This window comes from Aliiglaciecola sp. 3_MG-2023 (assembly GCF_030548205.1).
Classification (GTDB): Bacteria; Pseudomonadota; Gammaproteobacteria; order Enterobacterales; family Alteromonadaceae; genus Aliiglaciecola.
Genome location: NZ_JAUORV010000003.1, coordinates 239,080 through 263,676 on the forward strand (window position 1 = coordinate 239,080; position 24,597 = coordinate 263,676).

25 protein-coding genes are annotated in these 24,597 nt (G+C 41.7%); 15 read left to right on the forward strand and 10 right to left on the reverse strand.

What is annotated here, in order from left to right:
- Positions 1-5 precede the first annotated feature (5 nt).
- Positions 6-1,070, forward strand: coding sequence for a patatin-like phospholipase family protein (locus Q4574_RS04755; protein ID WP_303472122.1), 1,065 nt, complete (start codon positions 6-8; stop codon positions 1,068-1,070).
- 16 nt (positions 1,071-1,086) lie between these two features.
- Here Q4574_RS04755 and Q4574_RS04760 read toward each other — a convergent pair whose 3' ends face one another.
- Genes Q4574_RS04760 through cobB form a run of 5 tightly spaced genes read right to left on the reverse strand, consistent with a single transcriptional unit; the run spans position 1,087 to position 4,663 of the window.
- The gene (locus Q4574_RS04760; RefSeq protein WP_303472124.1) at positions 1,087-1,716 is read right to left on the reverse strand and encodes a DUF2987 domain-containing protein; all 630 of its coding nucleotides are present in this window, start codon (positions 1,714-1,716) and stop codon (positions 1,087-1,089) included.
- Positions 1,713-2,519 (reverse strand): glucosaminidase domain-containing protein, encoded by an 807-nt coding sequence (locus tag Q4574_RS04765; protein WP_303472126.1) that lies wholly within the window; start codon positions 2,517-2,519, stop codon positions 1,713-1,715. The genes Q4574_RS04760 and Q4574_RS04765 overlap by 4 nt, the downstream gene beginning before the upstream one ends.
- Positions 2,512-3,270, reverse strand: a complete 759-nt coding sequence (locus tag Q4574_RS04770; RefSeq protein WP_303472128.1) for a hypothetical protein — start codon at positions 3,268-3,270, stop codon at positions 2,512-2,514. Before Q4574_RS04770 ends, Q4574_RS04765 begins: the two co-directional genes overlap by 8 nt.
- Before the next feature lie 17 nt (positions 3,271-3,287).
- The gene (locus tag Q4574_RS04775; protein ID WP_303472130.1) at positions 3,288-3,944 is read right to left on the reverse strand and encodes a LysE family translocator; all 657 of its coding nucleotides are present in this window, start codon (positions 3,942-3,944) and stop codon (positions 3,288-3,290) included.
- On the reverse strand, positions 3,944-4,663 hold the full coding sequence (gene cobB / locus Q4574_RS04780) for a Sir2 family NAD+-dependent deacetylase (protein WP_303472132.1): 720 nt from the start codon (positions 4,661-4,663) through the stop codon (positions 3,944-3,946). The genes Q4574_RS04775 and cobB overlap by 1 nt, the downstream gene beginning before the upstream one ends.
- Before the next feature lie 23 nt (positions 4,664-4,686).
- Between cobB and Q4574_RS04785 the strand changes: the two genes are divergently transcribed.
- The 6 genes from Q4574_RS04785 (at position 4,687) to Q4574_RS04810 (ending at position 11,770) form a co-directional block, all read left to right on the forward strand.
- A complete protein-coding gene (locus Q4574_RS04785; protein WP_303472134.1) occupies positions 4,687-5,577 on the forward strand; it encodes a MurR/RpiR family transcriptional regulator in 891 nt (296 codons plus the stop codon).
- Between the two features lie 84 nt (positions 5,578-5,661).
- Entirely contained in the window at positions 5,662-6,849 is a 1,188-nt protein-coding gene (locus tag Q4574_RS04790; protein ID WP_303472136.1) for an amidase, read from the forward strand.
- Positions 6,846-8,441, forward strand: coding sequence for a gamma-glutamyltransferase family protein (locus Q4574_RS04795; protein WP_303472139.1), 1,596 nt, complete (start codon positions 6,846-6,848; stop codon positions 8,439-8,441). The genes Q4574_RS04790 and Q4574_RS04795 overlap by 4 nt, the downstream gene beginning before the upstream one ends.
- Before the next feature lie 19 nt (positions 8,442-8,460).
- Positions 8,461-9,282 (forward strand): sulfite exporter TauE/SafE family protein, encoded by an 822-nt coding sequence (locus tag Q4574_RS04800; protein WP_303472140.1) that lies wholly within the window; start codon positions 8,461-8,463, stop codon positions 9,280-9,282.
- An 8-nt stretch (positions 9,283-9,290) separates the two neighbouring features.
- Positions 9,291-10,514 carry an alanine--glyoxylate aminotransferase family protein gene (locus Q4574_RS04805; RefSeq protein ID WP_303472142.1) on the forward strand — a complete coding sequence of 408 codons (1,224 nt, stop codon included), beginning with the start codon at positions 9,291-9,293 and terminating at the stop codon, positions 10,512-10,514.
- A gap of 2 nt (positions 10,515-10,516) precedes the next feature.
- The gene (locus Q4574_RS04810; RefSeq protein WP_303472143.1) at positions 10,517-11,770 is read left to right on the forward strand and encodes an allantoate amidohydrolase; all 1,254 of its coding nucleotides are present in this window, start codon (positions 10,517-10,519) and stop codon (positions 11,768-11,770) included.
- Positions 11,771-11,802: 32 nt separating this feature from the next.
- Here Q4574_RS04810 and Q4574_RS04815 read toward each other — a convergent pair whose 3' ends face one another.
- Complete coding sequence (locus tag Q4574_RS04815; protein WP_303472145.1) at positions 11,803-12,654, reverse strand: sulfurtransferase; 852 nt, start codon at positions 12,652-12,654, stop codon at positions 11,803-11,805.
- A complete protein-coding gene (locus Q4574_RS04820; protein ID WP_303472148.1) occupies positions 12,644-12,961 on the reverse strand; it encodes an antibiotic biosynthesis monooxygenase in 318 nt (105 codons plus the stop codon). Before Q4574_RS04820 ends, Q4574_RS04815 begins: the two co-directional genes overlap by 11 nt.
- Positions 12,962-13,016: 55 nt before the next feature.
- Between Q4574_RS04820 and Q4574_RS04825 the strand changes: the two genes are divergently transcribed.
- Positions 13,017-13,613 (forward strand): cupin domain-containing protein, encoded by a 597-nt coding sequence (locus Q4574_RS04825; RefSeq protein WP_303472150.1) that lies wholly within the window; start codon positions 13,017-13,019, stop codon positions 13,611-13,613.
- 58 nt (positions 13,614-13,671) lie between these two features.
- On the opposite strand, the gene Q4574_RS04830 is transcribed toward Q4574_RS04825, so the two are convergent.
- Genes Q4574_RS04830 through Q4574_RS04840 form a run of 3 tightly spaced genes read right to left on the reverse strand, consistent with a single transcriptional unit; the run spans position 13,672 to position 16,252 of the window.
- Positions 13,672-14,667, reverse strand: coding sequence for an adenosine deaminase (locus Q4574_RS04830; protein ID WP_303472152.1), 996 nt, complete (start codon positions 14,665-14,667; stop codon positions 13,672-13,674).
- Between the two features lie 19 nt (positions 14,668-14,686).
- The gene (puuE, locus tag Q4574_RS04835) at positions 14,687-15,592 is read right to left on the reverse strand and encodes an allantoinase PuuE (protein ID WP_303472154.1); all 906 of its coding nucleotides are present in this window, start codon (positions 15,590-15,592) and stop codon (positions 14,687-14,689) included.
- 15 nt (positions 15,593-15,607) lie between these two features.
- The gene (locus tag Q4574_RS04840) at positions 15,608-16,252 is read right to left on the reverse strand and encodes a TetR family transcriptional regulator C-terminal domain-containing protein (RefSeq protein WP_303472155.1); all 645 of its coding nucleotides are present in this window, start codon (positions 16,250-16,252) and stop codon (positions 15,608-15,610) included.
- 283 nt (positions 16,253-16,535) lie between these two features.
- Between Q4574_RS04840 and xdhA the strand changes: the two genes are divergently transcribed.
- Genes xdhA through Q4574_RS04875 form a run of 7 tightly spaced genes read left to right on the forward strand, consistent with a single transcriptional unit; the run spans position 16,536 to position 24,586 of the window.
- A complete protein-coding gene (gene xdhA, locus Q4574_RS04845) occupies positions 16,536-17,975 on the forward strand; it encodes a xanthine dehydrogenase small subunit (protein WP_303472156.1) in 1,440 nt (479 codons plus the stop codon).
- Entirely contained in the window at positions 17,968-20,346 is a 2,379-nt protein-coding gene (xdhB, locus tag Q4574_RS04850; RefSeq protein ID WP_303472158.1) for a xanthine dehydrogenase molybdopterin binding subunit, read from the forward strand. Before xdhA ends, xdhB begins: the two co-directional genes overlap by 8 nt.
- Entirely contained in the window at positions 20,346-21,200 is an 855-nt protein-coding gene (gene xdhC / locus Q4574_RS04855; RefSeq protein WP_303472322.1) for a xanthine dehydrogenase accessory protein XdhC, read from the forward strand. Before xdhB ends, xdhC begins: the two co-directional genes overlap by 1 nt.
- Positions 21,197-21,703 carry a 2-oxo-4-hydroxy-4-carboxy-5-ureidoimidazoline decarboxylase gene (gene uraD / locus Q4574_RS04860; RefSeq protein ID WP_303472160.1) on the forward strand — a complete coding sequence of 169 codons (507 nt, stop codon included), beginning with the start codon at positions 21,197-21,199 and terminating at the stop codon, positions 21,701-21,703. The genes xdhC and uraD overlap by 4 nt, the downstream gene beginning before the upstream one ends.
- Before the next feature lie 15 nt (positions 21,704-21,718).
- Positions 21,719-22,042: a hydroxyisourate hydrolase gene (uraH, locus tag Q4574_RS04865; protein WP_303472162.1), complete on the forward strand. Its 324-nt coding sequence runs from the start codon at positions 21,719-21,721 to the stop codon at positions 22,040-22,042.
- A gap of 6 nt (positions 22,043-22,048) precedes the next feature.
- A complete protein-coding gene (guaD, locus tag Q4574_RS04870) occupies positions 22,049-23,377 on the forward strand; it encodes a guanine deaminase (RefSeq protein WP_303472164.1) in 1,329 nt (442 codons plus the stop codon).
- On the forward strand, positions 23,378-24,586 hold the full coding sequence (locus tag Q4574_RS04875) for a urate hydroxylase PuuD (protein WP_303472166.1): 1,209 nt from the start codon (positions 23,378-23,380) through the stop codon (positions 24,584-24,586).
- The last annotated feature ends 11 nt before the right edge of the window (positions 24,587-24,597 follow it).

The window sequence follows — 24,597 nt, forward strand, 5'->3', positions numbered from 1 at the left end:
AATAAATGAAAATTGGATTAGCATTAGGAAGCGGTGCCGCTAGGGGCTGGGCGCATATCGGCATTATTCAAGCTTTAGAAGAACTTGGCATCGAGGTAGATGTGGTAGCAGGTTGTTCAATAGGCGCATACGTGGGTGCGGCTTATGCGAGTAATAAGTTAGAGCCCCTAGCAGACTGGGCCAGCTCTTTATCAGAATGGCAAGTATTAGGGCTTATGGGAGTTGGTTTTCGCAAAGGCGGGCTTGCCAGCGGAATAAAAGTGTTTAAAGCGCTAGAGGAAAACTTCTGTGAACGAGAATTTGAGCAATTATCCAAACCACTAGGTGTAGTGGCAACCGACCTTTATAGCGGTAAAGAGGTTTCATTTACCCAAGGGCCTATAGGCGAAGCTGTCAGAGCTTCTTGTGCGATACCAGCACTATTTCCGCCTATTGCGTATAAAGGGCGATGGTTAGTGGACGGAGCGGTGGTGAACCCTGTGCCGGTAAATTTGTGTCGCCAGCTCGGTGCAGATTTTGTTTTTGCGGTAAATTTGAGTGCTGACTTTCGACCTGAAATACAGGCGCAGTATCAGATGGAACATGAAAACAACCAGAAGCGAACCAACGATTTTTTCAATAAAAGTCACTCATTTATGCAACGCATTTTCAGCGGTAGATTTAAAAAAGATATTGATGACGAGGAGCTCGAATCTTTAGAAGAGATCGAAGATATAGACGATTTGGCGTTGGAATCAAGCATAGAATCAGAAAATGAGGCACCAGCAGAATCCCAAGAATCAACCTTGGATAACCTAGATAAAACAGCCACACCGCATACGACTAGTAAGATGAAATTAACAGACAATACACCGAGTATGCTGGGGGTAATGTCAAACTCCTTAGACATTCTTCAAGCTAGAGTGACACGTTCACGCTTAGCTGGCGATCCTCCTGACATTCTGATTGAGCCTCAACTTAGAGATTTTGGCATCATGGAGTTCCACCGCGCTGCTGAGTTAATTGAAGAGGGGCGTCAAAGTGTGAATCGTGTTGCAGCACAAATTAAGTATCAATTGCGTCTCGATTAACCCCTCACAATTTCATTTACTTGGTTATTGCTGTAATTCTGTATGGGGCATCAGAAAAATGAACTTGCGTGCCCTGCTCTAGCCAATCTTTACTCACGACTGCGTGATGCTCGTCCACGTAAAGGGCTTCGGGAACCGAGTCTTTATCAACACTATCGAAATAAAACTGCAATCCACTAACCGAGGGCATTAAGAACGAAAGAAAACTGCCCATATCGTCGAAAAATGTCACATATTGCTGATATAAATCTTGTAATTCTTGATGGCTATATTGGGCTTTGAGATAACTTGGCTTAGTTTCAAGTTGCACCGACATATCACACTGATTACTATTTTCTAACAGTTCTAATTCAACTATGGCTTTTGCTTGCTTTAACGCTTTTTCAGTTGGCAGTAAAAAACGATATTCTGGTGTTATAGTAACGGGAAGGGTTACTTTCTGGGTCACAATATTCGCCGACTGAATTTGGCACAAATCACCGTTCCTAACATTCTTGAACCCAAAGGCAAACTGCAAAGCAGGAGTTTCTTCATTATCAATTTTTCTAAGGTGGCTATAAAAACTTGCGTATTCAACAGACAGAGAATCAGCTAAAGCAGAGCAACTTAAACTCAACAACAAAAATGTAAAACTCAAAAATTTCATGTGGGTAAAAACTTCCTATTAAAACGTATCATTTGTATTAGCTCATGAATATACTCATCACCTCGTTCAGAGTAATTTTTTAAGCCTTTAGCTAACTTCTCAGCGGTTATTTGTTGATCATTATTACGTAAATTTGCCCGAATCTCCCTTAACTGAGCATAGGCCTGGTGACGATTAATGTTTCTAAAATAAGTGCGAACTGCATGCTCTAAGTTGTTAAATTTAGCGACTTCGTGGGCGGCATCTTGATTACGGCGTTTAGGCACAAAACCACAGCCTTTTCGAAAACACCAAAGTCCAAAGAAATTGAAACCTTTGCGGGCAAATCTAGAAGTGCCCCAAGCCGACTCATTAGCAGCTTGCATCAGAACCAATTCAGCGGGGATAACATCAATTTTACCCAATAAACGACTCACAATGACTTCTTGGTCATCTTCAGGATTAACTCGATACTCTGCAATCAGGGAATCTAGCCTAGTTTGTTGTATATCACTTAAAGGTTGCTTTCCTATTACATCTTTTAATTCTTTGAGAAACGACCGCTTTTCAAGAATGACTTTATTATGGTGACGAATTGCAGGAAGTAAATAGTCAAAAAATGCTTTTTTCCGCAACAATACGGGCGTGATCTCAGCAAAGTTAGGCATTTCTTGCTCAGTATAAGGTGCAATATTTTGTTCATTAAAAGGATCTAACTTCTTCGGTGGGAACAAAAAAGGGTAACTTAACACTACGGCACCAAACACCCAGATGACGCTTAAATAAAGGATACGTCGTGGAGTTGGAAAATCGAGGTCACGCATCAAATGTACAATCTCCGTCAGCCCCTTTTTGTTGGGCCTCATCACTAAAGTTATTGCTACTGCTACCGTATCCAAAAAGTTCACAATACAACAAACCATTTATATTATAATAGAAGGGTAAGAACAGTAGCAAACCAATCCCAAATGAAAGGATTGATAGCACCAACAATATTAAGAATACGCCGTATAAAATAGTAAATGGGAATAAATAACGATTTACCATTTTAATTGACAGAATGAGTGCAGCAATGGGTGTCATTCTTTTGTCTGCCACTAATAAAACCGCAAAGCTCGTGGCAATCATTAAATATAAACCAGGCAAGATAAATAGCGTCATGCCTGCTTTAGTAATCACTAAAATAAAAGCCGTGACTAAACAGATAGGCAGAGCTTGGGGCAACTTTGAAAATAAAAATTTTATAGTAGCCAATTTTTTTAAGTGAGATCTGGCTCCTTGCAACATTAACGCTGCTGTCACTGGGGCTAAAACCAACTGAATGATCAAATCCAATGTCATCAAATGTCCTTGGCTAAATTGCTCCATGGTCTGAATTCCATTGAACTTGATGTAAAAAAGCGCAATTACCATGCTTAAACCAAAAACGACAAGCAGCATTTGTAGAAACACTAAGATACTACTCATCGTATTGTCGAAGCCTTTGGCCAATATGTCTTTTAAATTAAAGTTATATTCGCCATTAAGGTTCTGCTGAATCAGATCTGAATGACTTTTATCTGTACGTTTAAACATCAATATTTCTTTTTAAATTAAGTGGAAAAAACCAGATTTACCGCCAGTACAATTAATATCACCCCCATAAAACGATCAAATATATAACCATTTTTTTGTAAGGATGATCGAATTTTCGTGCCACTCATCAGGTAAGACAAAAAACAAAACCAAACTCCTGTGGCAAAGGCTAAATAAAGACCATAGCTTAATTTTATGAGTACTGGTGTGTGTGGAGAGACGGCCACAGCAAATACTGTCAAAAAAAACAACGTTGCTTTGGGGTTCAAACCGTTTGTCATTAAACCAATTAAAAATGACTTTTTATCAGAGGTAAGCCGCTTTTCTGTGGATTCTGTTGTGAATGATACACTATTTTCTAGTGGCGTGGCTTTACTCCGAATAGCCCCCCACCCTAAATACAATAAATATGCCGCCGCTATATAAGCAAATGCTTGAAATAACCAAGGGGTCGTTTTAATTAAGATCCCTATTCCCAGTAATGAATAGGCGACATGGATCAAGATACCCACGCCCACTCCCACACTTGTAAACATTGCCGAACGTCGTCCACTGCTAATACTTTGTTTCAAAACCACGGCAAAGTCAGGGCCGGGGCTAGCCACAGCAAAAAAATGTAAGGTTGCTATAGCCGCAAATTCGATCCAATAAGGGGAAAAATCAGGAAAGCTCATTACTTTATTAACGACGCTATGTAATTTGGAATGACATTTGTGGCTGGCCCATAATGGCTTTCACTAAATGCAGTAAAACCGTTGCTCGGTTCTAAGTTTAGCTCAACACAATGGGCCCCATGAAAACTCGCTTGCTCGACAAACCCCGCTGCTGGGTAAACGTTTCCTGAGGTTCCTACTGATATAAATATATCTGCTTTGCTTAGGGCGTCAGATATTTCATCCATATACAGAGGCATTTCCCCAAACCAAACAATATTAGGACGGATCATACTTGGTTGTTGACAACATTCGCACTGACTATTTTGATCGTACTGCTCTTTGGTTTGACTCACTTTTTGACTTCCCATACAGCGGTAGCTGAGCAACTCACCATGCATGTGTAACACTCGTTTTGAACCCGCTCTTTCATGTAAGTCATCCACATTTTGAGTGATCAAAAGAAAGTTGTCGGCCAAATATTTTTCCAGTTCAACTAAGGCTAAATGCCCCTTGTTAGGTGCGATGTCTGGGGATTGCAGTTGCGCTCTGCGCTGATTATAAAAACGATAAACTAAATCAGGGTTGCGCACAAAGGCTTCAGGTGTCGCCACATCTTCAACGCGATGTTTTTCCCATAAGCCATCATTATCCCTAAAGGTTTTTAAACCTGACTCAGCAGAGATGCCGGCACCGGTTAACACAACTACTTTGCTCGATTTTGAGAAGCCTTCAAACATGATTTGTATTTTATTCCTTAATAATGAATTGTTTAAACTTTGTAGATGGCGCGCTTTTAGTTACACTAGCTCTGGATTTACTCATTGACGTGGAAAATGGTTTGCCAAAATCTAAATTTGTAAAGCTAATCTCACAATCTTACCAGCAGCTGTCTCCTAATGGGCGGAAAATTGCCAATTACTTGCAACAAAACCCCACTGATGTGCTAACCCTATCGGTGGCAGAGATAGCACAAATCACATTGACTTCAAAAGCTACTGTTAGTCGATTTTTCCGGCAACTCGGTTACGACAACCTACAACAAGTCAAAGAGCAAATGCGCAACGCGCGCAATGCAGGTGTCCCTCTGGGCACTGCCCATAAAAATAATGATTATATTACTCAGGAATTAGATCGAATAAAACAAACTTGGGATAACGTTAAGTCTGAAGATATCAATCAGTTAGTCGAGTCAATTACCTTGGCTTCTCGAATTACATTAATTGGCTTTAGAAATAGTTACCCCGTCGCCATGCATTTTCGCCAACAACTCCTCCAAATACGCGGTAAAGTGAGACTTTTACCCTTGCCAGGTCAAACACTCGGGGAAGAAATAGAAGATATCTCTAAGGATGAATTAGTCATCATAATTGCCTTTCGTCGTCGCCCTAAAATCGTTGAAAAGCTCATCAACCTAATCCCCCAAGAGCAACTTGTATTAATGGCAGATCCCTCTGCGCAAATATACAAAGAACAGGTCAACCAATTATTTATATGCCAATTAGGACAAGAATTGCCCCTCGACAGCTATTCCGCTCCCATGAGTGTTATCTCAGTAATCTGTAATCAAATCCTAAACTCGGAAATTTACGCTAAACAAAATCGTATTGATGCGATTTCAAATTTGTTTAAACAATTAGACGAATTAGAATAAAAACTGGCATTTACTGATTTGTTTCTCTTGACTAATTGGTGAAACAGTTGTTTCATAGGGGTATGTTTAATTAAGATTGGTTTCATGAACTTCTCATTTCACTCGCCATTCGTACTACCCGTTAAATTAGATATAAACAAAACACGTTACCGCGCAAAAATACAGCCCTTAAAAGGTTGGACTCTGGCTGTAAAAGATTTGTTTGATATTGACGGTATGGTCACATCTGCTGGAAACCCAGATTGGGCAGCAACACATCCGATTCCAACCCAAACATCGGAGACTGTCACTCGCCTGCTTAATGCCGGTGCCGAATTTGTAGGTAAAACCATTACCGATGAATTGGCCTACAGTCTAAATGGTCAGAATATACACTATCCTTCACTAGTAAACTGTTTGGATGAGGAGCGTATTAGTGGTGGCTCATCAAGCGGCACCGTTGTCGCTGTTGGACGTAATTTAGCGCGAATAGGGTTAGGTACGGATACAGGTGGCTCCATTCGTGTACCAGCAAGTTATAATAATTTGGTTGGATTTAGACCCACACAGGGTCTTATTTCGTTAAAAAATGTTGTCCCCCTAGCCCCTTCATTTGATACGCCTGGATGGATCACAAACACAATTGCAGATGCTATCGAAGTCGCTAAATGTCTCATCCCCAATCAACACCTAGATGATCATAGCTTTAGCACCCCAGTTGTACTTACCGATTTGATTGAATTAACGCAATATAAATCTGAGATTGAAGATTGGCTAAAAGCAACCTTTTCTCATCAAGATGTAACAAGCCAAGCAATCACCGCCGTTGATGTTGAAATGGCATCTAACGCATTTAGAGTGTTACAAGGAAGAGAAATCTGGCAAACTCATGGTGATTGGATTACAAACTCACAACCTAAGTTTGCAGACGATATACAACAACGATTTGATTGGTGTAAAACACTCACTATAGAAGACGAGCTATTCGCCATCGAACAACAACAAAAAATAAAAAATAAGGTTGCTACACTTTTAACCCAAGACCAGTATTTACTATTACCCACTACCCCTGGTCCTGCGCCAAGAATTGATACTTCGGCATTAGAAATTGCAGACTATCGAAAAAAGCTTATGCAATTTACCTGTATTTCCGGTTTAACAGGTTGTCCACAATTACATATGCCGCTATTTAAACAACATAAAACAGCCTATGGTTTGTCGATTTTAGGACCTAGAAATAGCGATTTATCGTTATTAAGCTTAGGCCAAAAACTTATGGGAACGGCTAAATGAAACATAAAACACAAAATATAGAACATACATCTACCACAACAGGCTTTACCGCTCCCCATTATGCAGCAGCGCAAGCCGGACAACATATTCTGGATACGGGAGGCACAGCCATTGAAGCTATGGTTGCAGCAGCTGCCTCAATTGCGGTGGTGTATCCCCATATGAATGGTTTAGGGGGAGATGGTTTTTGGATAATTAGTGAACCCGGAAAAGCCCCTATTGGTATTGATGCTAGCGGTTGTGCAGCGAATCTTGCCACTTCAGAATTCTATCAAGATCTTGAAGCCATCCCATCAAGAGGCGGAAAAGCGGCGTTAACGATGGCCGGTGCAGTTTCAGGTTGGCAAAAGGCATTAGAAGTCAGCCAACAATGGCAGCAAAATAAACCGTTAAATGAACTGTTATCAACCGCAATCGGACAAGCCGAATGGGGACTGGAAGTGACGCAAAGTTTAACAGACGCCAGTTTTAAGACATTTGACGAATTACACCAAAGTCCTCCGTTCGATCAGTTTTTAATCAAAGGTAAAGCCCTCAAAAAAGGCAAAATTGTTAAATTGCCAAAATTAGCAAACACCTTATCCCAATTAGCTGAAAAGGGACTGGATGATTTCTATCGAGGTGACATTGGTAGGCAATTAGCTGCTGATTTAACTGCAGCAGGTTCACCTTTGCGGGAAAAAGACTTCATTGAGTATCAGGCTAAGTTAGTCGACCCTTTGAGTGTGGATATTTCCGTTGGTAAATTATACAACCTTGGTGCGCCAACCCAGGGAGTTGCTTCGCTGCTTATACTGGCATTGTTCGACAAAGTTAAACATTTGGCGTCTGGCGAACATGAATATCCGCATTTATTAATCGAATGTACTAAACAAGCCTTCTTAATTCGTAACCAATTTGTTACTGATGGAAGTCGATTAGAGCGTCCTTTAGAAGAGATGCTGGATGATTCAATTATTGATGCTTTGGCAACGAAAATTAGTGCAAGCAAAGCACTAGATTGGCCAAATGAAGCGAAATTGGGTGATACCGTGTGGATGGGAGCCTGTGATAACTCAGGCAGAATGGTAAGTTATATCCAAAGTCTATATTGGGAATTCGGCAGCGGTGTAGTGTCAGACTCAACAGGGATTGTATGGAACAACCGCGGCACCTCTTTTAGCTTAGATGAAAATTCAAACCAATACTTAACGCCAGGTTTAAAACCATTTCACACCTTGAATCCAGCATTCGCAGAACTTAAAGACGGAAGACGAATAAGTTACGGCACTATGGGTGGTGAAGGTCAACCACAAACTCAAGGGGCGATTTTTAGTCGCCATGTTTTCCAAAACTTATCCTTGGACGAAGCAATTGAATCTCCCAGATGGTTGTTAGGACGTACATGGGGAGATCAATCCCATAATCTAAAAATCGAAGCCGACATTGATCCACTCATTCTTGAATCATTGCAAGCTAAGGGGCACGACATTGCGATTGTTCCCCCCAATAACGAAATGATGGGCCATGCTGGCATGATAATACGCAATCCAGATGGCCAAGTCAGTGCGGCTACCGATCCCCGTAGTGACGGCAAAGCCTTTCCTTACTAAAAAAGAGAAGTAATAGTATATGGATTTAATAATCGAAAATTACCCAACAATACTCGCACTCATGGCAACAGGAGTGTTTGCAGGTATTTTAGCGGGTTTACTGGGTGTCGGTGGCGGAATTGTTATTGTTCCCGTGTTGTATTTTTTGTTCCAACACTTTGGCGTTGAGCCAAGTTCTGCCATGTTAATTGCCACAGCCACATCACTGGCAACCATAGTTCCTACCTCGGTAAGTTCAATTCGTTCCCATCGCAAAAAAGGCAATGTCGATTTCGAATTACTTAAATTTTGGTGGATATTCGTGTTACTTGGTGTCCTCATTGGCAGTTTCTTAGTCACCATCGTAAATGGTTACTGGTTAACCTTAATGTTTGCCATTATCGCCACATTGGCGGCCTTGAATATGCTGTTTAGAGCCTCTAAACCACCTATTTTCAATCAGCTTCCCAAGGGCCCAGGCCAGAGCGTTATTGCTAGTATTATTGGTATGTTGAGTTCCATGGTCGGCATCGGTGGTGGCACCCTGTCAGTGCCTATTTTAACCGCCTTTAACTACCCTGCCCATAAAGCGGTGGGAACGGCTGCCGCCATTGGATTAATTATTTCCCTGCCCGGAGCCCTAACCATGTTGGTTCTAGGCCAAACACCTGTAGATGCACCTATTTTTACCTATGGATTGGTTAACCTAGTGGGCTTTATTTGTATCGTCCCACTGACTGTTCTTTTTGCCCCAGTAGGTGCTGCTCTTGGCGCTAAACTAGATGGTAATTTATTAAAAAGAGTGTTTGCCGTTGCATTGTTAATTACCGGCGGTCGAATGCTTATTCAAGTGCTACTTTAAGGAGAATCATGTCGTTACTTAGCCCCCCACCTCGCCTTTTAATGGGTCCTGGTCCAATAAATTGTTATCCGCGGGTCCTGAATGCCATGTCTACTCAGCTGGTTGGACAATATGATCCTGTTATGACAGGTTACATGAATGAAGTCATGTCGTTGTATCGAGGTGTATTCAATACCCAAAATGATGCAACATTATTGATAGATGGTACTTCCAGAGCTGGCATTGAAGCGGTCTTGGTATCTTGTATTGAACCTGGCGATGACGTATTGGTGCCTGTGTTTGGGCGCTTTGGACATTTATTGGCTGAAATAAGTGAGCGTGCTGGAGCGAAAGTTCACACCATTGAAGTTCCTTGGGGTGAGATTTTCCAGCCAGAACAAATAGAACAAGCCATTCAAAAAATACGTCCAAAAGTGTTGGCATTAGTACAAGGTGATACGTCTACCACAATGCTACAACCTCTAGAAAATATTGGCGAAATTTGTGAAAAATACGATGTTTTATTTTACAGCGATGCCACCGCTTCAATAGGGGGTAACCCGTTTAAAGCCGATGAGTGGAAATTAGATGCAGTTTCTGTTGGCTTACAAAAGTGTCTTGGCGGCCCCTCAGGCAGTGCACCTATTACGTTGAGTGAAAAATACGTGCAACGAGTGAGGCAAAGACAACATGTTGAAGCTGGCATTCGAAATGAGCAACACGCAGATGGCTTAGGTTTGCGAATACGTTCAAATTATTTCGATATTCCAATGATCCTTGATTATTGGGGAGAAGAACGACTCAACCACCATACTGAAGCTACCTCGATGTTATATGCGGCTCGAGAATGCGCCCTGCAACTATTAGAAGAAGGGGTCGAAAACAGCATTCAACGCCACAAATTACATGGTGATGCAATGCTCGCAGGTGTTAAGGGTCTGAACCTATCGCCATTTGGGGATTTAAAACACAAAATGAATAATGTGGTTGGTGTTTATATTCCAGAAAATGTCAATGGCGAGCAAATTCGTGAACAACTTCTGCACCAATATAACATCGAAATTGGTACTTCTTTTGGTCCTCTTCACGGCAAAATATGGCGTATTGGGACCATGGGCTATAACGCCAGAAAAGATACGGTTTTACATACATTACAAGCACTTGAAAATACATTGAGGCGCGCTGGTCACCAATTACAACCTGGTTTGACTACCGACATGGCCTTTGATGTTTATGCAAACGAGGAGAACTAAAGATGTTTACTTCCTATGTTCAAACTGTCCTCCAACGATGTGACGAATTGGCGTTAATCAGTCAAAATCCAGACTACATAGATCGTCGCTATTTAACCAAAGAACATAAGCTCGCAAATCAGTTAGTCGCAAGTTGGATGGAACAAGCTAAAATGCGCACTTGGCAAGATGAGGCGGGTAATCAGTGGGGAAGTTATCAAAGTCCTTATGAAAATGCCGAAACCTTAATTATCGGTAGTCATTTAGATACCGTTCCCAATAGTGGCAAATATGATGGCATCTTGGGTGTACTGTTACCGTTGAGTTTAGTTCAATGGTTTGCAGATAACGCCATTGACTTACCATTTAACCTTGAGATTGTTGGCTTCGCTGATGAAGAAGGCACGCGTTTCGGAACCACTTTATTGGGCAGCAGAGCCGTAGCAGGAACCTGGCAAGACCGATGGGCAGGCCTGTTGGATAAAAATAATGTCACTGTTGCTGCAGCACTGCGAGAATTTGGGCTAAATATCAACAATATTCATAATGCCAGCAGAGAACAAAGCGGACTATTGGGGTTTGTTGAAGTACACATTGAGCAAGGTCCTGTTTTAGAGAGTCAACATTTACCCGTAGGAATTGTAAGCGGTATTGCCGGTGCTAAACGCTATAAAATAGATATTGAAGGTCACGCTGGTCATGCTGGAACCGTGCCTATGGCATTACGTCAAGATGCCATAGCCGGGGCTGCGGAAATGATTTTAGCCATAGAGCAGGCTGCAATTGAACATGAGGTTGTAGCCACTGTGGGGCAGATTCAATCACAAACTAATGCCGTGAACGTGATCAGCGGTAACGCAACGATTAGCTTAGATGTTCGCAGCTTAGACAATAGCAAACGTGATCAATGTATCGAACAAATCAAAAGTAAAGTGGCACATATCGCACAACTGCGCGGGCTAAAAGTAGCAGAACATCTAACCCACGAAGCCGATGCAACCCTCTGCCACCCAGAGATCATGTCACAACTCGAAGCGGCTTGTGCAATGAATAATATTAACCCCTTCGTGTTAAGTTCGGGCGCCGGACATGATGCCATGGCAATGGCTGATTTGTGCCCAACAGGCATGTTGTTTGTAAGATGCGCTAAGGGAATCAGTCACCACCCTGCTGAGTCAGTGACTTTTGAAGACGTTAAAGATACGATGTTAGTGTTAAAATCTTACGTGGAACAATTAGCAAAGCAATACGGTGAAAGTAGCGAGTTGGTAGCCTAAAGCGCACTATTTTCACCTTCAATTATTCGACGTTATTCAATAGGACATAAAGGATCAGCTCCCCACTCGCTCCAAGAACCGTCGTACACAGCCCAGTTTTCATTACCTATTTGGTAAGCTGCTAGGGCCAATATACAAGCGGTAACACCTGAACCACATGAAAATATTAGCTGGGTTTGAGTACCGTCTATCATAGGCTCAAATAGCTGTTTGATGGCGGAGGAATTGATAAACTTTCCGTCATTTAATAATTGAGCATAATGCAAATTACGCGAACGGGGAATATGGCCGCTTCTCACCCCTTTGCGTGGTTCGGCCTCGGTGCCATTGAACCTAGCCGCGCTTCGCGCATCAATTACAAGGCAATCCTGATTACTCAAATTATCCAGAATATTATTCTTATCCACCAATAATTGTTCATTAAAGGTAACCTTGTATTGGGTTTTTTCACGTTTTTTAACTAACTCATCTGCAACGTCTAATCCTGCATCGATCCAAGCTTGCAGGCCGCCGTCTAATACAAAAACCTTGTCATGACCCATAACTTTCAACATCCACCACACCCGCGGTGCGCTAAAACTGCCTTGATCATCATAAATCACTAGAGTGGAATCATTATTGATCCCCAAATTCGACATTTCTTTAGCAAAATGTTCAGGAGAAGGCAATGAATGAGGTAGACCACTGTTCTTGTCGACAAAGACATTGTCGAAGTCAAATAAAATTGAATTGGGTAAATAGCACTTTTCACTCTGTTTACTGATGTAATTAACCGGAAAATCCACATCAGTAAATAATATGTTGACCCTTTCGCGTTGCAATAAGTCTTGTAATTGGGCTGGCTGAATTAGGGCTCGATTGGTTTCTATCTGATTAGAATTCATAGTCTCTCTCTACTTTGGCTATCCTTACAGCGTAAGATGAATACCATTTCTGTTTTCCAATTTGCTGGGCGGCTAAGTGTTCTTTATGGTTTTTCCACTGCTTAATTGACTCGAGATCTCGCCAGTACGAAACCGTAATCCCTAAATCTTGCCTTGCTGACTCAACCCCTAAATAACCTGACATTTGCTGTGCTAATGCCAGCATCTGGTTTGAAGTCTCAACATAGCTATCATCGATTTCACTGGCCAATGATGTAAAGATAACGGCATAGTATGGTGGTTTAGGCGTATTCGCCATTTGCGTCATTCTTCAACTCCTTGATATAGTGACTTACCTAAATAGTTTAATAAACCCCATATTTATGAAGTTATCAATATATTATCTCACTGCAAGCTTTCTAGCGTTAAGTGCTTGTTCTAACCAAAGTCAACGAGAACTAAACATGGCAGAGCCAAAACCAAGCATTCAGCAATTGGTGGAAACCTTAGATTTAGAGCCTCACGTGGAAGGTGGGTATTTCAAACAAACATTCAAAGCTGACGCCCAACCCCTTATAAATACCCCTAAAGGTACTAGGGTAACAATGACATCCATTTATTATCTGCTAAGCGCTGATAGTCCCATAGGTCATTTCCATCGCAATACATCAGATATCATGCATTATTTTCATGCTGGGGATCCTATTACCTATTACCTCATTCATCCCGATGGTACTTTGCAAACAAAAGTATTAGGTCCAGACGTACTTGCCGGGCATGAGTATCAATTTGTCGTAAAAGGTGGCGTGTGGAAAGCTTCAAGCATTTCCCCACAGGGTCAAAATGGCTATGGATTAATTGGAGAAGCGGTGGCGCCAGGTTTTGAATACACCGACATGGAGTTAGCAAATAGACAAGTATTAAGGGAAAAGTTTCCCCAACATGCATCACTAATTACACGCTTAACCCGAGAACACTAGTATTTGAGTAATATAGGAAGCTGAGGTTAGATAGCTTAGTTTCTTTAAACTCAGTTTTCTAAACTAGGTTATCTATTTGTGCTATCCAATGGGCTTTTTGTTGTTCACTTAGAAAGCTTCCAGTAAAACCGTTTTTGACCAGCTTTACCAATTGTTGTTGATTCAAATTGAGCCCTTTGTGCAGGGCTTCAAAGTTTTCATTTAGGTAACCGCCGAAATAGCTAGGATCATCAGAATTAACGGTGACTAAAATATCCTTAGCCAGAAGATCGAGAATATTATGCTCTGCCATATCATCAAATACGCACAATTTAGTGTTTGATAGCGGACAAACGGTTAACGGCATTTGAGTTTCTGCCAGAGTCTGCAATAGTGTAGGATCATCTACACTTCTGACGCCGTGATCAATTCGATCTACCTTTAAAAGTGTAAGGGCTTGCCATATGTAATCTGCCGGCCCTTCTTCTCCTGCATGGGCGACACAGGCTAAACCAAGTGATTTAGCTTGTTCAAATACCCTAACAAATTTTTCAGGAGGGTTACCCAATTCAGAGCTATCTAAGCCTACAGCCTCAATATGCTGCAAAAAGGGTTTAGATGCTTGTAAGGTACCAATGGCGTCTTGCTCACTTAAATGACGTAGAAAGGACATAATTAACATACTAGATTGTCCCCATTGCTGAGAAGCATCGTCCATCGCCCGCACAAAACCGCCCATAAAGGTTTCAAAGGGAACTCCCCTTTCAGTATGGGTTTGAGGATCAAACATCATTTCCGTATGCACTATATTTTGCGCTTTGCACTTGCACAAATAACGCCACATCAATTGATAAAAATCTTCTTCATCAACCAATACCGAAGCCCCCAAATAATAAAGATCTAAAAAGCTCTGAAGATCTTCAAAATTATAAGCAGCATGAATCTCATCGATACTTTTATAGGGTAAATCAACATGATGTTTATGACTTAACTCAAGTAATAAATCGGGCTCTAGCGTCCCTTCTATATGCAGGTGCAATTCCGTTTTCGGTAATTGTTGAATTAAATTGTTCATATTGACTCTTTTATAATTTTTATTTTTTGAGCGGAAAATGGGTTAACCAGTGCTGAGCAATTTGCTCTCGAGTACAAAGCCAAACATGCTCAAAGCTTTGAATGTACTCAATAAATCGACGCAGGGCTGCCAAACGCGCCGGACGACCTATAATTCGACAATGTAGACCGATAGACAACATTTTAGGCGCCTCTTCCCCTTCAAGATATAAGGTATCAAATGCATCTTTTAAATACTGAAAAAACATCTCACCATTGTTGAATCCCTGAGGAGTGGCGAAACGCATATCATTGGTGTCGAGTGTATAAGGCACCATCAAAAGTGGTTTACTGTAATGCTGATCATAATAAGGTAAATCATCAGCATAGGTGTCTGCACAATACATAATGTCATCACGTTCTGCGATGAGTTTAAGTGTGTTAGGGCTGGTTCTACCGGTATACCACCCACTAGGCGCAGAGCCCGTGATTTTTTGATGTAGATGGATAGATGCATCGATTAACTTGCGTTCTTTTTCCAATGGCATATCTTGGTAATCAATCCAACGCATGGCGTGGCTGGCAATTTCCCAATTGGACGCTAGCATAGCTTCAACCGCTTCTGGATTCCGCTGTAGCGCCATGGTCACTCCAAAAACGGTTACCGGAACCTGAAGTTCGTTAAGCAATCGATAAATGCGCCAAAAACCCGCACGGCTACCATATTCATATAAGGTTTCCATACTTTGATGTCTATCCGCATAGGCTTTCGCACCAATTATTTCAGACAGGAAAATTTCCGAAAATTCGTCGCCATGCAACACACAGTTTTCACCACCTTCTTCATAATTTAGAACGAATTGAATGGCAATTTTGGCTTTATTAGGCCATTTAGGATGAGGCGGAAATTGCCCGTAACCTTTCAGATCACGAGGATAAGATTGCATAGTTATTTTCCTTCTTTATCGATATTTCTCTGGTATCTCTAAGCTACAACCTTTCAATATTAAATTGATAATTGATTTGGTCGCTTCCTCAAATTCCGCCCTGTCCATCTCTTTACCTTGTAAATGAGTAATTTGCGCAGAAAAATCAGCATAATGTTGGCAACAGGCCCAGATGTTATAGAGCAAGTAATGGGCATTTGCAGTTTGAATTTTACCTTCGTCTATCCAATGTTGGATAACCTCTACTCTGCCTTCCATCCAAGCAGCATGTTGTTCTTTGTAAAAACCATATAAATTAGGGGCCCCATTGATGATCTCTAATGCGAATATACGGGACGCTTCTGGTCTAACTAAAGAAAACTCCATTTTATCTGTTATATAACGGGCTAAAACTTCCGCAGGGTCATCATCTTTTGTGGCTTCATCAAATACCGAGTTCCATAATTCTAGAATTTGTTGTAAAACTGCTAGATAAAGATTTTCTTTACTTTTAAAGTAATATAGTACATTCGTTTTAGGCAATTGGGCTCTGTCAGCGACTTGCTGAATACGAGTGCCTTTAAAACCATGTTTTGCGAATTCATGTTCGGCTGCATTTAAAATTAATTGTTTATTTGCTGCGCCTATTCGGCCTTCTTTATTGATTTTATTATCTGTCATGGTCCATTATTTCTATTATTGAAGGGAGAAGCCTTTACAGGCGTACGTCTATCATCCTTTTAACAATGTATCATTAGTTATTGGCTTTTCTAAGTCGCCATGCAAACTATTTTAAATAAAACTATCAATTACTTTCAATATAAGTTGACCAATTGGTCAGGTTTTATATTATAGGGATAGTAACAGACAATCAAAACAAAAATTCGCAATATTAGTTTGTTCAAATATTCAAGAACATTGATATTTAAAATAATGATCAACCAATGGGTAGCCGGGAAAAACTATGGTTCAATTTTTACTTAACAATGTGAAGACTGATATTGATTCAGTGGAAACGGATCTGACCGTTCTGGACTATCTTCGTGAACATCAGGGGTTGTGTGGCACGAAAGAAGGATGTGCCTCCGGTGATTGTGGTGCTTGCACCGTGGTTTTAGCGCAATTAAATGACCAACAAGATGCCATTGAATACAAGTCAATCAATAGTTGCGTGACCTTCACTAGCGCACTGCAAGGTAAGCAGCTTATTACTGTTGAGCATATATCCGACGGGAAACAATTACATCCAGTGCAATCTGCCATGGAAACCCAGCATGCCTCACAGTGTGGTTTTTGTACTCCTGGCTTCGTCATGTCGCTTTTTGCCATGTATCATCAAAACACACAACCTACTCGACACAACGTTGAATTGGCATTGTCAGGAAACTTATGCCGTTGCACCGGTTATCGCCCTATTATCGATGCCGCCCTTTCCAGTTGTGATGGGAAAGTAGCCGATAAATTCGATGAATCAGAACGACAAACCATTGAGCTACTAAAGTCTATTGAAGCCCACAACTCAGGTTTAGACGGGCTATTTGTCCCAACTTCCCGGCAAGCTCTCGGCAAACTAGTTGAAACCTATCCTAATGCGCGTTTTGTAGCGGGCAGTACGGATCTCGCATTAGAAGTCACTCAACAACTAAAAAATCTTGATTGTTTGATCGATCTTAAATCTGTTCCTGAACTAAACCAAATGACGCTCACTGATACCCATTTAGTCATTGGTGCGGCGTTGCCATTTAACCAAATTGAACCCTTACTTTTGCAACATTTTCCTAGCTTAAACGAACTTTTATGGCGATTTGCTTCGGTTCCCATCCGCAATCAAGCAACTCTAGGTGGAAATGTAGCCAACGCCTCTCCTATTGGTGATATGCCACCGGTTTTATTGGCATTAAATGCTGAGATTTCAGTGGATGATGGTAGTTCCCAAAGGAAAATTCCAGCCAGATCATTTTTCCTTGATTATCGAAAAACTGCATTGCAAAAAGGAGAATGGATAGACTCGATTCACCTCCCTTTGTTGCAATCAAACGCAATACTGAAAGCCTACAAAGTATCGAAACGCATGGAAGATGATATATCTGCAGTCTGTGCCGTCTTCCAAGTCATATTTAAGGATGACAAAATTGAAAGCCTGTTTACTGGCTTTGGCGGTGTTGCCGCAACACCTGTGTGTGCCAGTGAATTTGAACAAGCTATGCTAGGCGCTACTTGGAGCTCATCAGAAACCTTGGCATTGGGTAAACAATTATTACTCAAAGCCTTCCAACCTATGGATGATGTTCGTGCTTCAGCCCAATACCGTACAGATTTAGTGGTTAATTTATGGCATCGCTTTTGGTTGGAAAACACCCAGCAAAACAATCTAATTGAAACACGGGTGGTAAATCATGCGTAAACTCATTGATCTGGAACTAGACAATACCCCTTCTGGAAAGATTGGCACATCAAGCAAACATGAAAGTGGCAAGCGTCACGTGACAGGCAGCGCCATTTACGTTGATGATAAAAATTTACCTGCAAATACTTTATTTGCGGCCATAGGTACCAGTAAGGTTGCTTGTGGGAGCATTCAACAAATGGATCTGTCAAAAGTATGGTCTAGCCCAGGTGTAGTAGATGTCATTACGGTAGACGATATACCCGGGCACACCGACATTGGCCCAGTTTTCAAAGGGGATCCCATACTCACTAGCGATAAAGTTAGCTTTAATGGGCAAGCCATTTTTGCTGTTTTAGCGACCTCGGTCCGTTTAGCCAGACAAGCCGTACTCAATGCCGATATCACGTACAGTCAATTACCGGCCGCTTTAAGTACCGACGATTCTCATCAAAAGCAAGATTTTGTTCGCCCAGCTCACAAGATGCAACAAACCTATTCTTCATTGAATGAACAACAAGGGCTGCATCAAATAAAGTCCTGTTTAGATGTGGGAGGACAAGAACATTTGTACCTTGAAGGACAAGTCTCTGTGGCAGTTCCTCAAGAAGAAGATCGCATGATGATCTATACCTCTAGTCAACATCCTAGCGAAGTCCAGAAATTAGTCGCCGAAGTGTTAGACGTCTCAATTAACAAAGTGACCGTTGATATGCGTCGTATGGGCGGCGGGTTTGGCGGTAAAGAGACCCAAGCGGCACAATGGGCCTGTATTGCAGCAGTTTTAGCCGCGCGTCAATCCGTACCAGTAAAAATTCGATTACCGCGAATGCTCGATATGCAAGTCACGGGCAAACGCCACCCGTTCACTAATAAATACAGGGTGAACTTTAATCAAGATGGAATCATTCAATCCAGTGAGTTTGAAATAAATGGCGATTGTGGCCATTCTCCGGATTTGTCCGACGCAATAGTTGACCGTGCCATGTTTCATGTGGACAACGGATATCATCTTGGCCAAACAGACGTTATCGGACATAGATGCAGAACCAATAAAGTCTCACACACTGCATTTAGAGGTTTTGGCGGCCCCCAAGGCATGATTGTCGCCGAAGATATGCTGGATAAAATTGCCCGGCATAGAAAACTCGACCCACTCACCGCCAGGAAACGCAATTTCTACCAAAATGTAGGGGTTAACGAAACCCATTACGGAATGCCAATCGGCCAAAACGTATTGCCTGACTTAATCGAAAAGTTGGAACAAAGCAGTGATTATTGGCAACGTAGAAAGCACATTCAGGAATTTAACCAGTCCAGTCCAATCATTAAGAAAGGACTGGCCTTAACACCAGTAAAATTCGGCATTTCATTTACTGCTAAACATCTTAATCAGGCGGGTGCACTGCTACACGTATACACTGACGGTAGTATTCAAGTAAACCATGGCGGCACTGAAATGGGCCAAGGGTTACATACCAAAGTCGCGCAAGTGGTGGCCAACGAGTTTGGTTTACCCCTTGATAAAATAGAGGTTACCGCTACCCGCACGGATAAAGTGCCCAACACCTCCCCAACTGCGGCATCCAGCGGAACCGATATGAATGGTAAAGCGGCACAAAATGCCTGTATTGAAATTAAACAACGTTTAGCGCCGTTAATGGTGAAGTTGTTTAAGCAACAATCAACAGAACAAAGCAGCAATGATAATGGGCAAACAGTAGATGTTGAAGATGTGAAATTTATCCATCAGCATGTCTGTTTACATGACTTTAAACTTCCTTTTGCGGAACTCATTCAGACCGCCTATTTTGAGCGCATATCACTTTCAACTACAGGGTTCTACCAAACCCCTAAAATTCACTATGATCGCGAAACGGGGAAAGGACGTCCGTTCTTCTATTTCGCCTATGGCGCATCATGCAGTGAAGTGCTCATTGATACTTTAACCGGTGAAATGCGAGTTGAACGTGTGGATATTCTCCATGATGTGGGAAACAGCCTTAATCCGGCCATCGATATTGGTCAAATCGAAGGAGGATTTATTCAAGGAATGGGATGGTTAACCACCGAAGAATTATTGTGGGATAAAAGCGGTAAATTAATCAGTAATAATCCAGCGACCTATAAAATACCAGCTATCGGAGACACCCCAAGAACCTTTAATGTAGATCTTTATCCCCATGCCAATACTGAAAATACAATCTACAACTCTAAAGCCGTGGGCGAGCCACCTTTAATGTTGGCTATCTCTGTTTGGTGTGCAATTAAAGACGCAATATCAAGCTTATCAGACTATACATTGGATCCGGAATTAGACACCCCTGCCACGCCTGAAAAAATTCTAATAGCCTGTCAGAATATAGCGGCTTCAAGGGATGCTGATTGATGATTAAGAATCAGTGGTTTGATGGCGTTATGCATTGCGAAAATACCGCAAAAGCCTATGTGGTATTAACCGTAATGGGCTCAGTAGGTTCAACTCCTCGCCCTCAAGGCACCAAAATGGTGGTCACTGAAGATCGGATTTTTGATACCATCGGCGGCGGGCAACTTGAACATTTGTCTATTCAAAAAGCACGGGAATTACTCGCCAGTAAAAATCAAATCCAACATGTTGAGTACTTTCCGTTAGGGGCTAAATTAGCCCAATGTTGTGGCGGTGCAACCCATGTATTATTTGAAGTTTTCTGCCAACATGTAAATCAACTGATGATTTTTGGCGCCGGTCACGTGGCACAAGCTCTTGTGCCCATTATATCGCAACTGCCTTTAAATATTATTTGGGTAGATTCTCGACAAGAGATGTTTGATCAAGTCGATAAATCACAGCTTCAACTACCCGCGAATGTCAGTACCTTCATTGCTGATGATTGCGTCGATGCACTTGATGAATACCCAGCCGATTTTGTCTTGGTCATGACCCATGATCATCAGCTAGATTATGAACTAGTACACAAAGCAATCCACATTGATCATGTGCAGTATTTAGGCTTAATCGGCTCTCAAACCAAAGCCAAACGCTTCCAAACTCGCCTTACTAATCATGGCGTTAATGAACAATTGCTGGAAAAGCTAGTTTGCCCCATTGGCATTGCCGATATCCCGGGTAAACGCCCTATAGAAGTTGCCGTGTCTGTAGCCGGTCAACTGATTAAATTACTCCATAAACAAGAATCAAAGGTAACCCAAAATAGCCAAGAGGCTTGGTTACAAACCAAGGAAATTGCGAAATTACTATGACCTTAGATGAACTCAATCGATTACCTGAACCCGAAGCTTATCAATGGTTTAAGAGTTGCTGTGAATCCACTACTTGGTCAAGATTCATGGCTCAGACTCGTCCTTACACATCCGTTGAGCAGATCAAAATAGTTGCCACCGAAAAATGGCCTAGTTTAACTGATGATGACTACTTAGAAGCCTTTAAAGCGCATCCGATGATTGGAGACATTAAAACCTTAGAAGCCAAATATGCCAATACTTCAGGCTTAGCTGAACAAGAACAAGCCAGTGCCATAGGCGCAGATCCTATGGTCTTAGAGGAGCTTCATCGTCTTAACCACTTATACCTTGAAAAGAACCATTTTATTTTCATCATATGTGCTACCGGACAAAGTGCCGAGAACATGTTGGCGGCAATTAAAGAGCGCATACACAACGATACTAAAACTGAAATTGCGTTAGCAGCCCAACAACAATTAAAAATCGCTTTATTAAGAATCGAAAAAGGCCTAAACGCCTAAACAGAGAATCAATTTATGAATAGTTTATCCAGTCATGTACTTGATACCGCAGCAGGGAAACCTGTGGCTAACTTAGCGTTACATTTAACGACCCCAGATGGTAGCGTGGTGCAGGCCAAAACAGATAGTGATGGCCGTTGCAATCAATGGAATAACATCCAATTTGTCGCCGGTCACTATCAACTACGATTTTCCGTCGAAGCCTATTTAATTGAAAAACACGGCGAAAGTTTCTACCCCTTTGTTGATGTTAACTTTACCTTACCTGAAGATGGTGGACACTATCATGTGCCTTTGTTGATCTCACCATACGGTTTTAGTAGTTACCGAGGCAGCTAAATAAATATGAGTTCAGATTTGCAAGTATTTCGCAGTAGCATTCTACACTTTCCAGAAGCCACGGACTCTCCAGAGCAGAGTTACGCGTACTTTAAAGATGGATATTTAGTTACGCGTAACGATAAAATAGCTTCAGTGGGTGATTATTCATCCCTACCCGAGGAGTTTTCTTCGTTACCGGTTAATGACTATCAAGGTAAGCTATTGTTACCGGGCTTTATTGATAGCCATTTACATTTTCCGCAAACAGAAATGATAGCCAGCTATGGCGAGCAATTACTCCAATGGTTACAAAACTTTACGTTTCCCACAGAAACAAAATTTCAAAACCATGATTACGCACACGCCATGGCAGAATTGTTTTTAAGCCAATTGTTTTGTAATGGCACCACCACGGCCATGGTCTATTCCAGTGTCCATAAACAAGCCACAGATGCACTTTTTAGCGCAGCAACAGCCCATCAAATGGCATTAATTGCTGGTAAAGTGTGTATGGATAGAAATTGTCCAGAAGACTTACAAGACTGCCCAACTTCTGCTCAGCTAGATAGTGCTGAGTTAATTGAAAAGTGGCATAACAAAAATCGTACTAAATACGCTTTAACCCCAAGGTTTGCTCCTACCAGTACAGAAGGTCAGTTAGCTGCGTTAGGTGAATTAGCGCAACAATACGACGATGTCTATATTCAAACGCACTTATCTGAGAATACCCATGAAATTGCTTGGGTCAAAGAGCTTTATCCACAACATCAACACTATTTAGATGTATACGATCACCATCATCTCGTTAGAAAAGGTAGCGTGTTTGGACATTGTATTCATTTACACCAAGCTGAGTGGGATTTACTTGCACAAACAGACGCCACTATCGCCTTTTGCCCTTCTTCAAACTTGTTTTTAGGCAGTGGATTGTTCAATCTTGACAAAGCCAGGCAATCATCGGTAAACGTTGCATTAGCCACAGATGTGGGTGCAGGCACCTCATTTAATATGCTTAGAACGATGGGAGATGCCTATAAAGTTTGCCAGCTCAACCATAGTCAACTTTCAGCATTAAATGGCCTTTATATGATGACACAAGGAACGGCTGCAGCGCTGAATTTAGACCACAATATTGGTAATTTAAATCCCGGAAGCCACGCAGATTTTGTCATTCTGGATCCTAAATTTAGCCAACTAAGTGAAATTAGAACAAATTCATTAATCTCAGAAGGGTCAATTGACCTACCTTCTGATGTTTTGTTTGCTTTAAGTATGTTAGCAGATGAACGCACAACTGAAGCCACATACATCGCTGGAAAAGCGGTGTTTAAACAACCCACTAGGAGCAATTAAATGGTTTGGATGGACTGGGTATCACTGTTTATTCGTTGGTTTCACGTCATCGCCGGGGTGGCCTGGATTGGTGCATCTTTTTATTTTATTTGGTTGGATAATAACTTACAGGCTCCGCCAGATTGGAAAAAAGACAAAGGTATAAAAGGCGATCTTTGGGCCGTCCATGGGGGAGGTTTTTATGAAGTGGCCAAATATCAATATGGTCCTGAAAAAATGCCTGAAACCTTACATTGGTTTAAATGGGAAGCTTATACCACCTGGATAAGTGGGTTTTGTTTACTCATCCTAGTGTACTATTTTGGCGCCTCAGCATTTCTAATCGACCCCAATGTGATGGAGCTCACCCAAACCCAAGCCATACTAATGGGACTAGGTTTAATATTTGGTGGAATGCTGATTTATGAAGTCGCTTGTCGAAGTCCATTAGGGAAAAATCCACTGGCGTTTGCGTTTTTCCTACTACTATTATTAACCCTTGCTGCTTGGTTGGCCACGCAATGGTTTAGCGGTCGGGGCGCGTATATCCATATTGGTGCGCTTATTGGAACCATAATGGTGGCTAATGTGTTTCTACAGATAATGCCATCTCAACGTGCCATGGTGGATGCAGTGAAGAACAAACAAGCGGTTGATCCAAGCTGGGGAGAAAAGGCCAAGTTACGTTCAGTTCACAACAACTACCTCACCCTGCCGATCTTGTTTATTATGATCAGTAATCATTACCCCATGACCTATTTGCACGAGCAAAACTGGTTAGTGTTGATTGCGCTGTGTGTAGTTTCGGCGTGGATAAGACATTTTTTCAATTTAAAACATCTGGGTGTGGTAAAACCATCGATCTTGATTAGCGGCGCTGTCGCCATGCTGGCAATTGCTATTTGGGTCTCAGCCCCAAATATGTTTGCAACAGAACACAGCAATAATCAGAAAACACAGCAAAATACAGAGCAAGTTAGTCTAAGCCAAGTTAAACAAATTTTAGATAAGCACTGCCTATCTTGTCACTCAACCAGCCCAACTGACGATATGTTCCCTTCGCCGCCGTTAGGGCTGGTTATGGATGATTGGAAAGATGTTGAAAACAAATTGAGCGTTATCTATCAACGAGTATTTGTGACGCGTGACATGCCATTTTTAAATAAAACAAAAATGACTGACGAGGAACGTCAAATAGTCGCAGACTGGTATCTACAAAACTTAAATTAACATTTGGGGTT

Excerpts from the sequence above, each read along its gene's own strand:
- Q4574_RS04755 (WP_303472122.1), top strand. The coding sequence starts at position 6 with ATGAAAATTGGATTAGCATTAGGAAGCGGTGCCGCTAGGGGCTGGGCG.
- Q4574_RS04760 (WP_303472124.1), bottom strand. The coding sequence starts at position 1,716 with ATGAAATTTTTGAGTTTTACATTTTTGTTGTTGAGTTTAAGTTGCTCT.
- Q4574_RS04765 (WP_303472126.1), bottom strand. The coding sequence starts at position 2,519 with ATGCGTGACCTCGATTTTCCAACTCCACGACGTATCCTTTATTTAAGC.
- Q4574_RS04770 (WP_303472128.1), bottom strand. The coding sequence starts at position 3,270 with ATGTTTAAACGTACAGATAAAAGTCATTCAGATCTGATTCAGCAGAAC.
- Q4574_RS04775 (WP_303472130.1), bottom strand. The coding sequence starts at position 3,944 with ATGAGCTTTCCTGATTTTTCCCCTTATTGGATCGAATTTGCGGCTATA.
- cobB (WP_303472132.1), bottom strand. The coding sequence starts at position 4,663 with ATGTTTGAAGGCTTCTCAAAATCGAGCAAAGTAGTTGTGTTAACCGGT.
- Q4574_RS04785 (WP_303472134.1), top strand. The coding sequence starts at position 4,687 with ATGAATTGTTTAAACTTTGTAGATGGCGCGCTTTTAGTTACACTAGCT.
- Q4574_RS04790 (WP_303472136.1), top strand. The coding sequence starts at position 5,662 with ATGAACTTCTCATTTCACTCGCCATTCGTACTACCCGTTAAATTAGAT.
- Q4574_RS04795 (WP_303472139.1), top strand. The coding sequence starts at position 6,846 with ATGAAACATAAAACACAAAATATAGAACATACATCTACCACAACAGGC.
- Q4574_RS04800 (WP_303472140.1), top strand. The coding sequence starts at position 8,461 with ATGGATTTAATAATCGAAAATTACCCAACAATACTCGCACTCATGGCA.
- Q4574_RS04805 (WP_303472142.1), top strand. The coding sequence starts at position 9,291 with ATGTCGTTACTTAGCCCCCCACCTCGCCTTTTAATGGGTCCTGGTCCA.
- Q4574_RS04810 (WP_303472143.1), top strand. The coding sequence starts at position 10,517 with ATGTTTACTTCCTATGTTCAAACTGTCCTCCAACGATGTGACGAATTG.
- Q4574_RS04815 (WP_303472145.1), bottom strand. The coding sequence starts at position 12,654 with ATGAATTCTAATCAGATAGAAACCAATCGAGCCCTAATTCAGCCAGCC.
- Q4574_RS04820 (WP_303472148.1), bottom strand. The coding sequence starts at position 12,961 with ATGACGCAAATGGCGAATACGCCTAAACCACCATACTATGCCGTTATC.
- Q4574_RS04825 (WP_303472150.1), top strand. The coding sequence starts at position 13,017 with ATGAAGTTATCAATATATTATCTCACTGCAAGCTTTCTAGCGTTAAGT.
- Q4574_RS04830 (WP_303472152.1), bottom strand. The coding sequence starts at position 14,667 with ATGAACAATTTAATTCAACAATTACCGAAAACGGAATTGCACCTGCAT.
- puuE (WP_303472154.1), bottom strand. The coding sequence starts at position 15,592 with ATGCAATCTTATCCTCGTGATCTGAAAGGTTACGGGCAATTTCCGCCT.
- Q4574_RS04840 (WP_303472155.1), bottom strand. The coding sequence starts at position 16,252 with ATGACAGATAATAAAATCAATAAAGAAGGCCGAATAGGCGCAGCAAAT.
- xdhA (WP_303472156.1), top strand. The coding sequence starts at position 16,536 with ATGGTTCAATTTTTACTTAACAATGTGAAGACTGATATTGATTCAGTG.
- xdhB (WP_303472158.1), top strand. The coding sequence starts at position 17,968 with ATGCGTAAACTCATTGATCTGGAACTAGACAATACCCCTTCTGGAAAG.
- xdhC (WP_303472322.1), top strand. The coding sequence starts at position 20,346 with ATGATTAAGAATCAGTGGTTTGATGGCGTTATGCATTGCGAAAATACC.
- uraD (WP_303472160.1), top strand. The coding sequence starts at position 21,197 with ATGACCTTAGATGAACTCAATCGATTACCTGAACCCGAAGCTTATCAA.
- uraH (WP_303472162.1), top strand. The coding sequence starts at position 21,719 with ATGAATAGTTTATCCAGTCATGTACTTGATACCGCAGCAGGGAAACCT.
- guaD (WP_303472164.1), top strand. The coding sequence starts at position 22,049 with ATGAGTTCAGATTTGCAAGTATTTCGCAGTAGCATTCTACACTTTCCA.
- Q4574_RS04875 (WP_303472166.1), top strand. The coding sequence starts at position 23,378 with ATGGTTTGGATGGACTGGGTATCACTGTTTATTCGTTGGTTTCACGTC.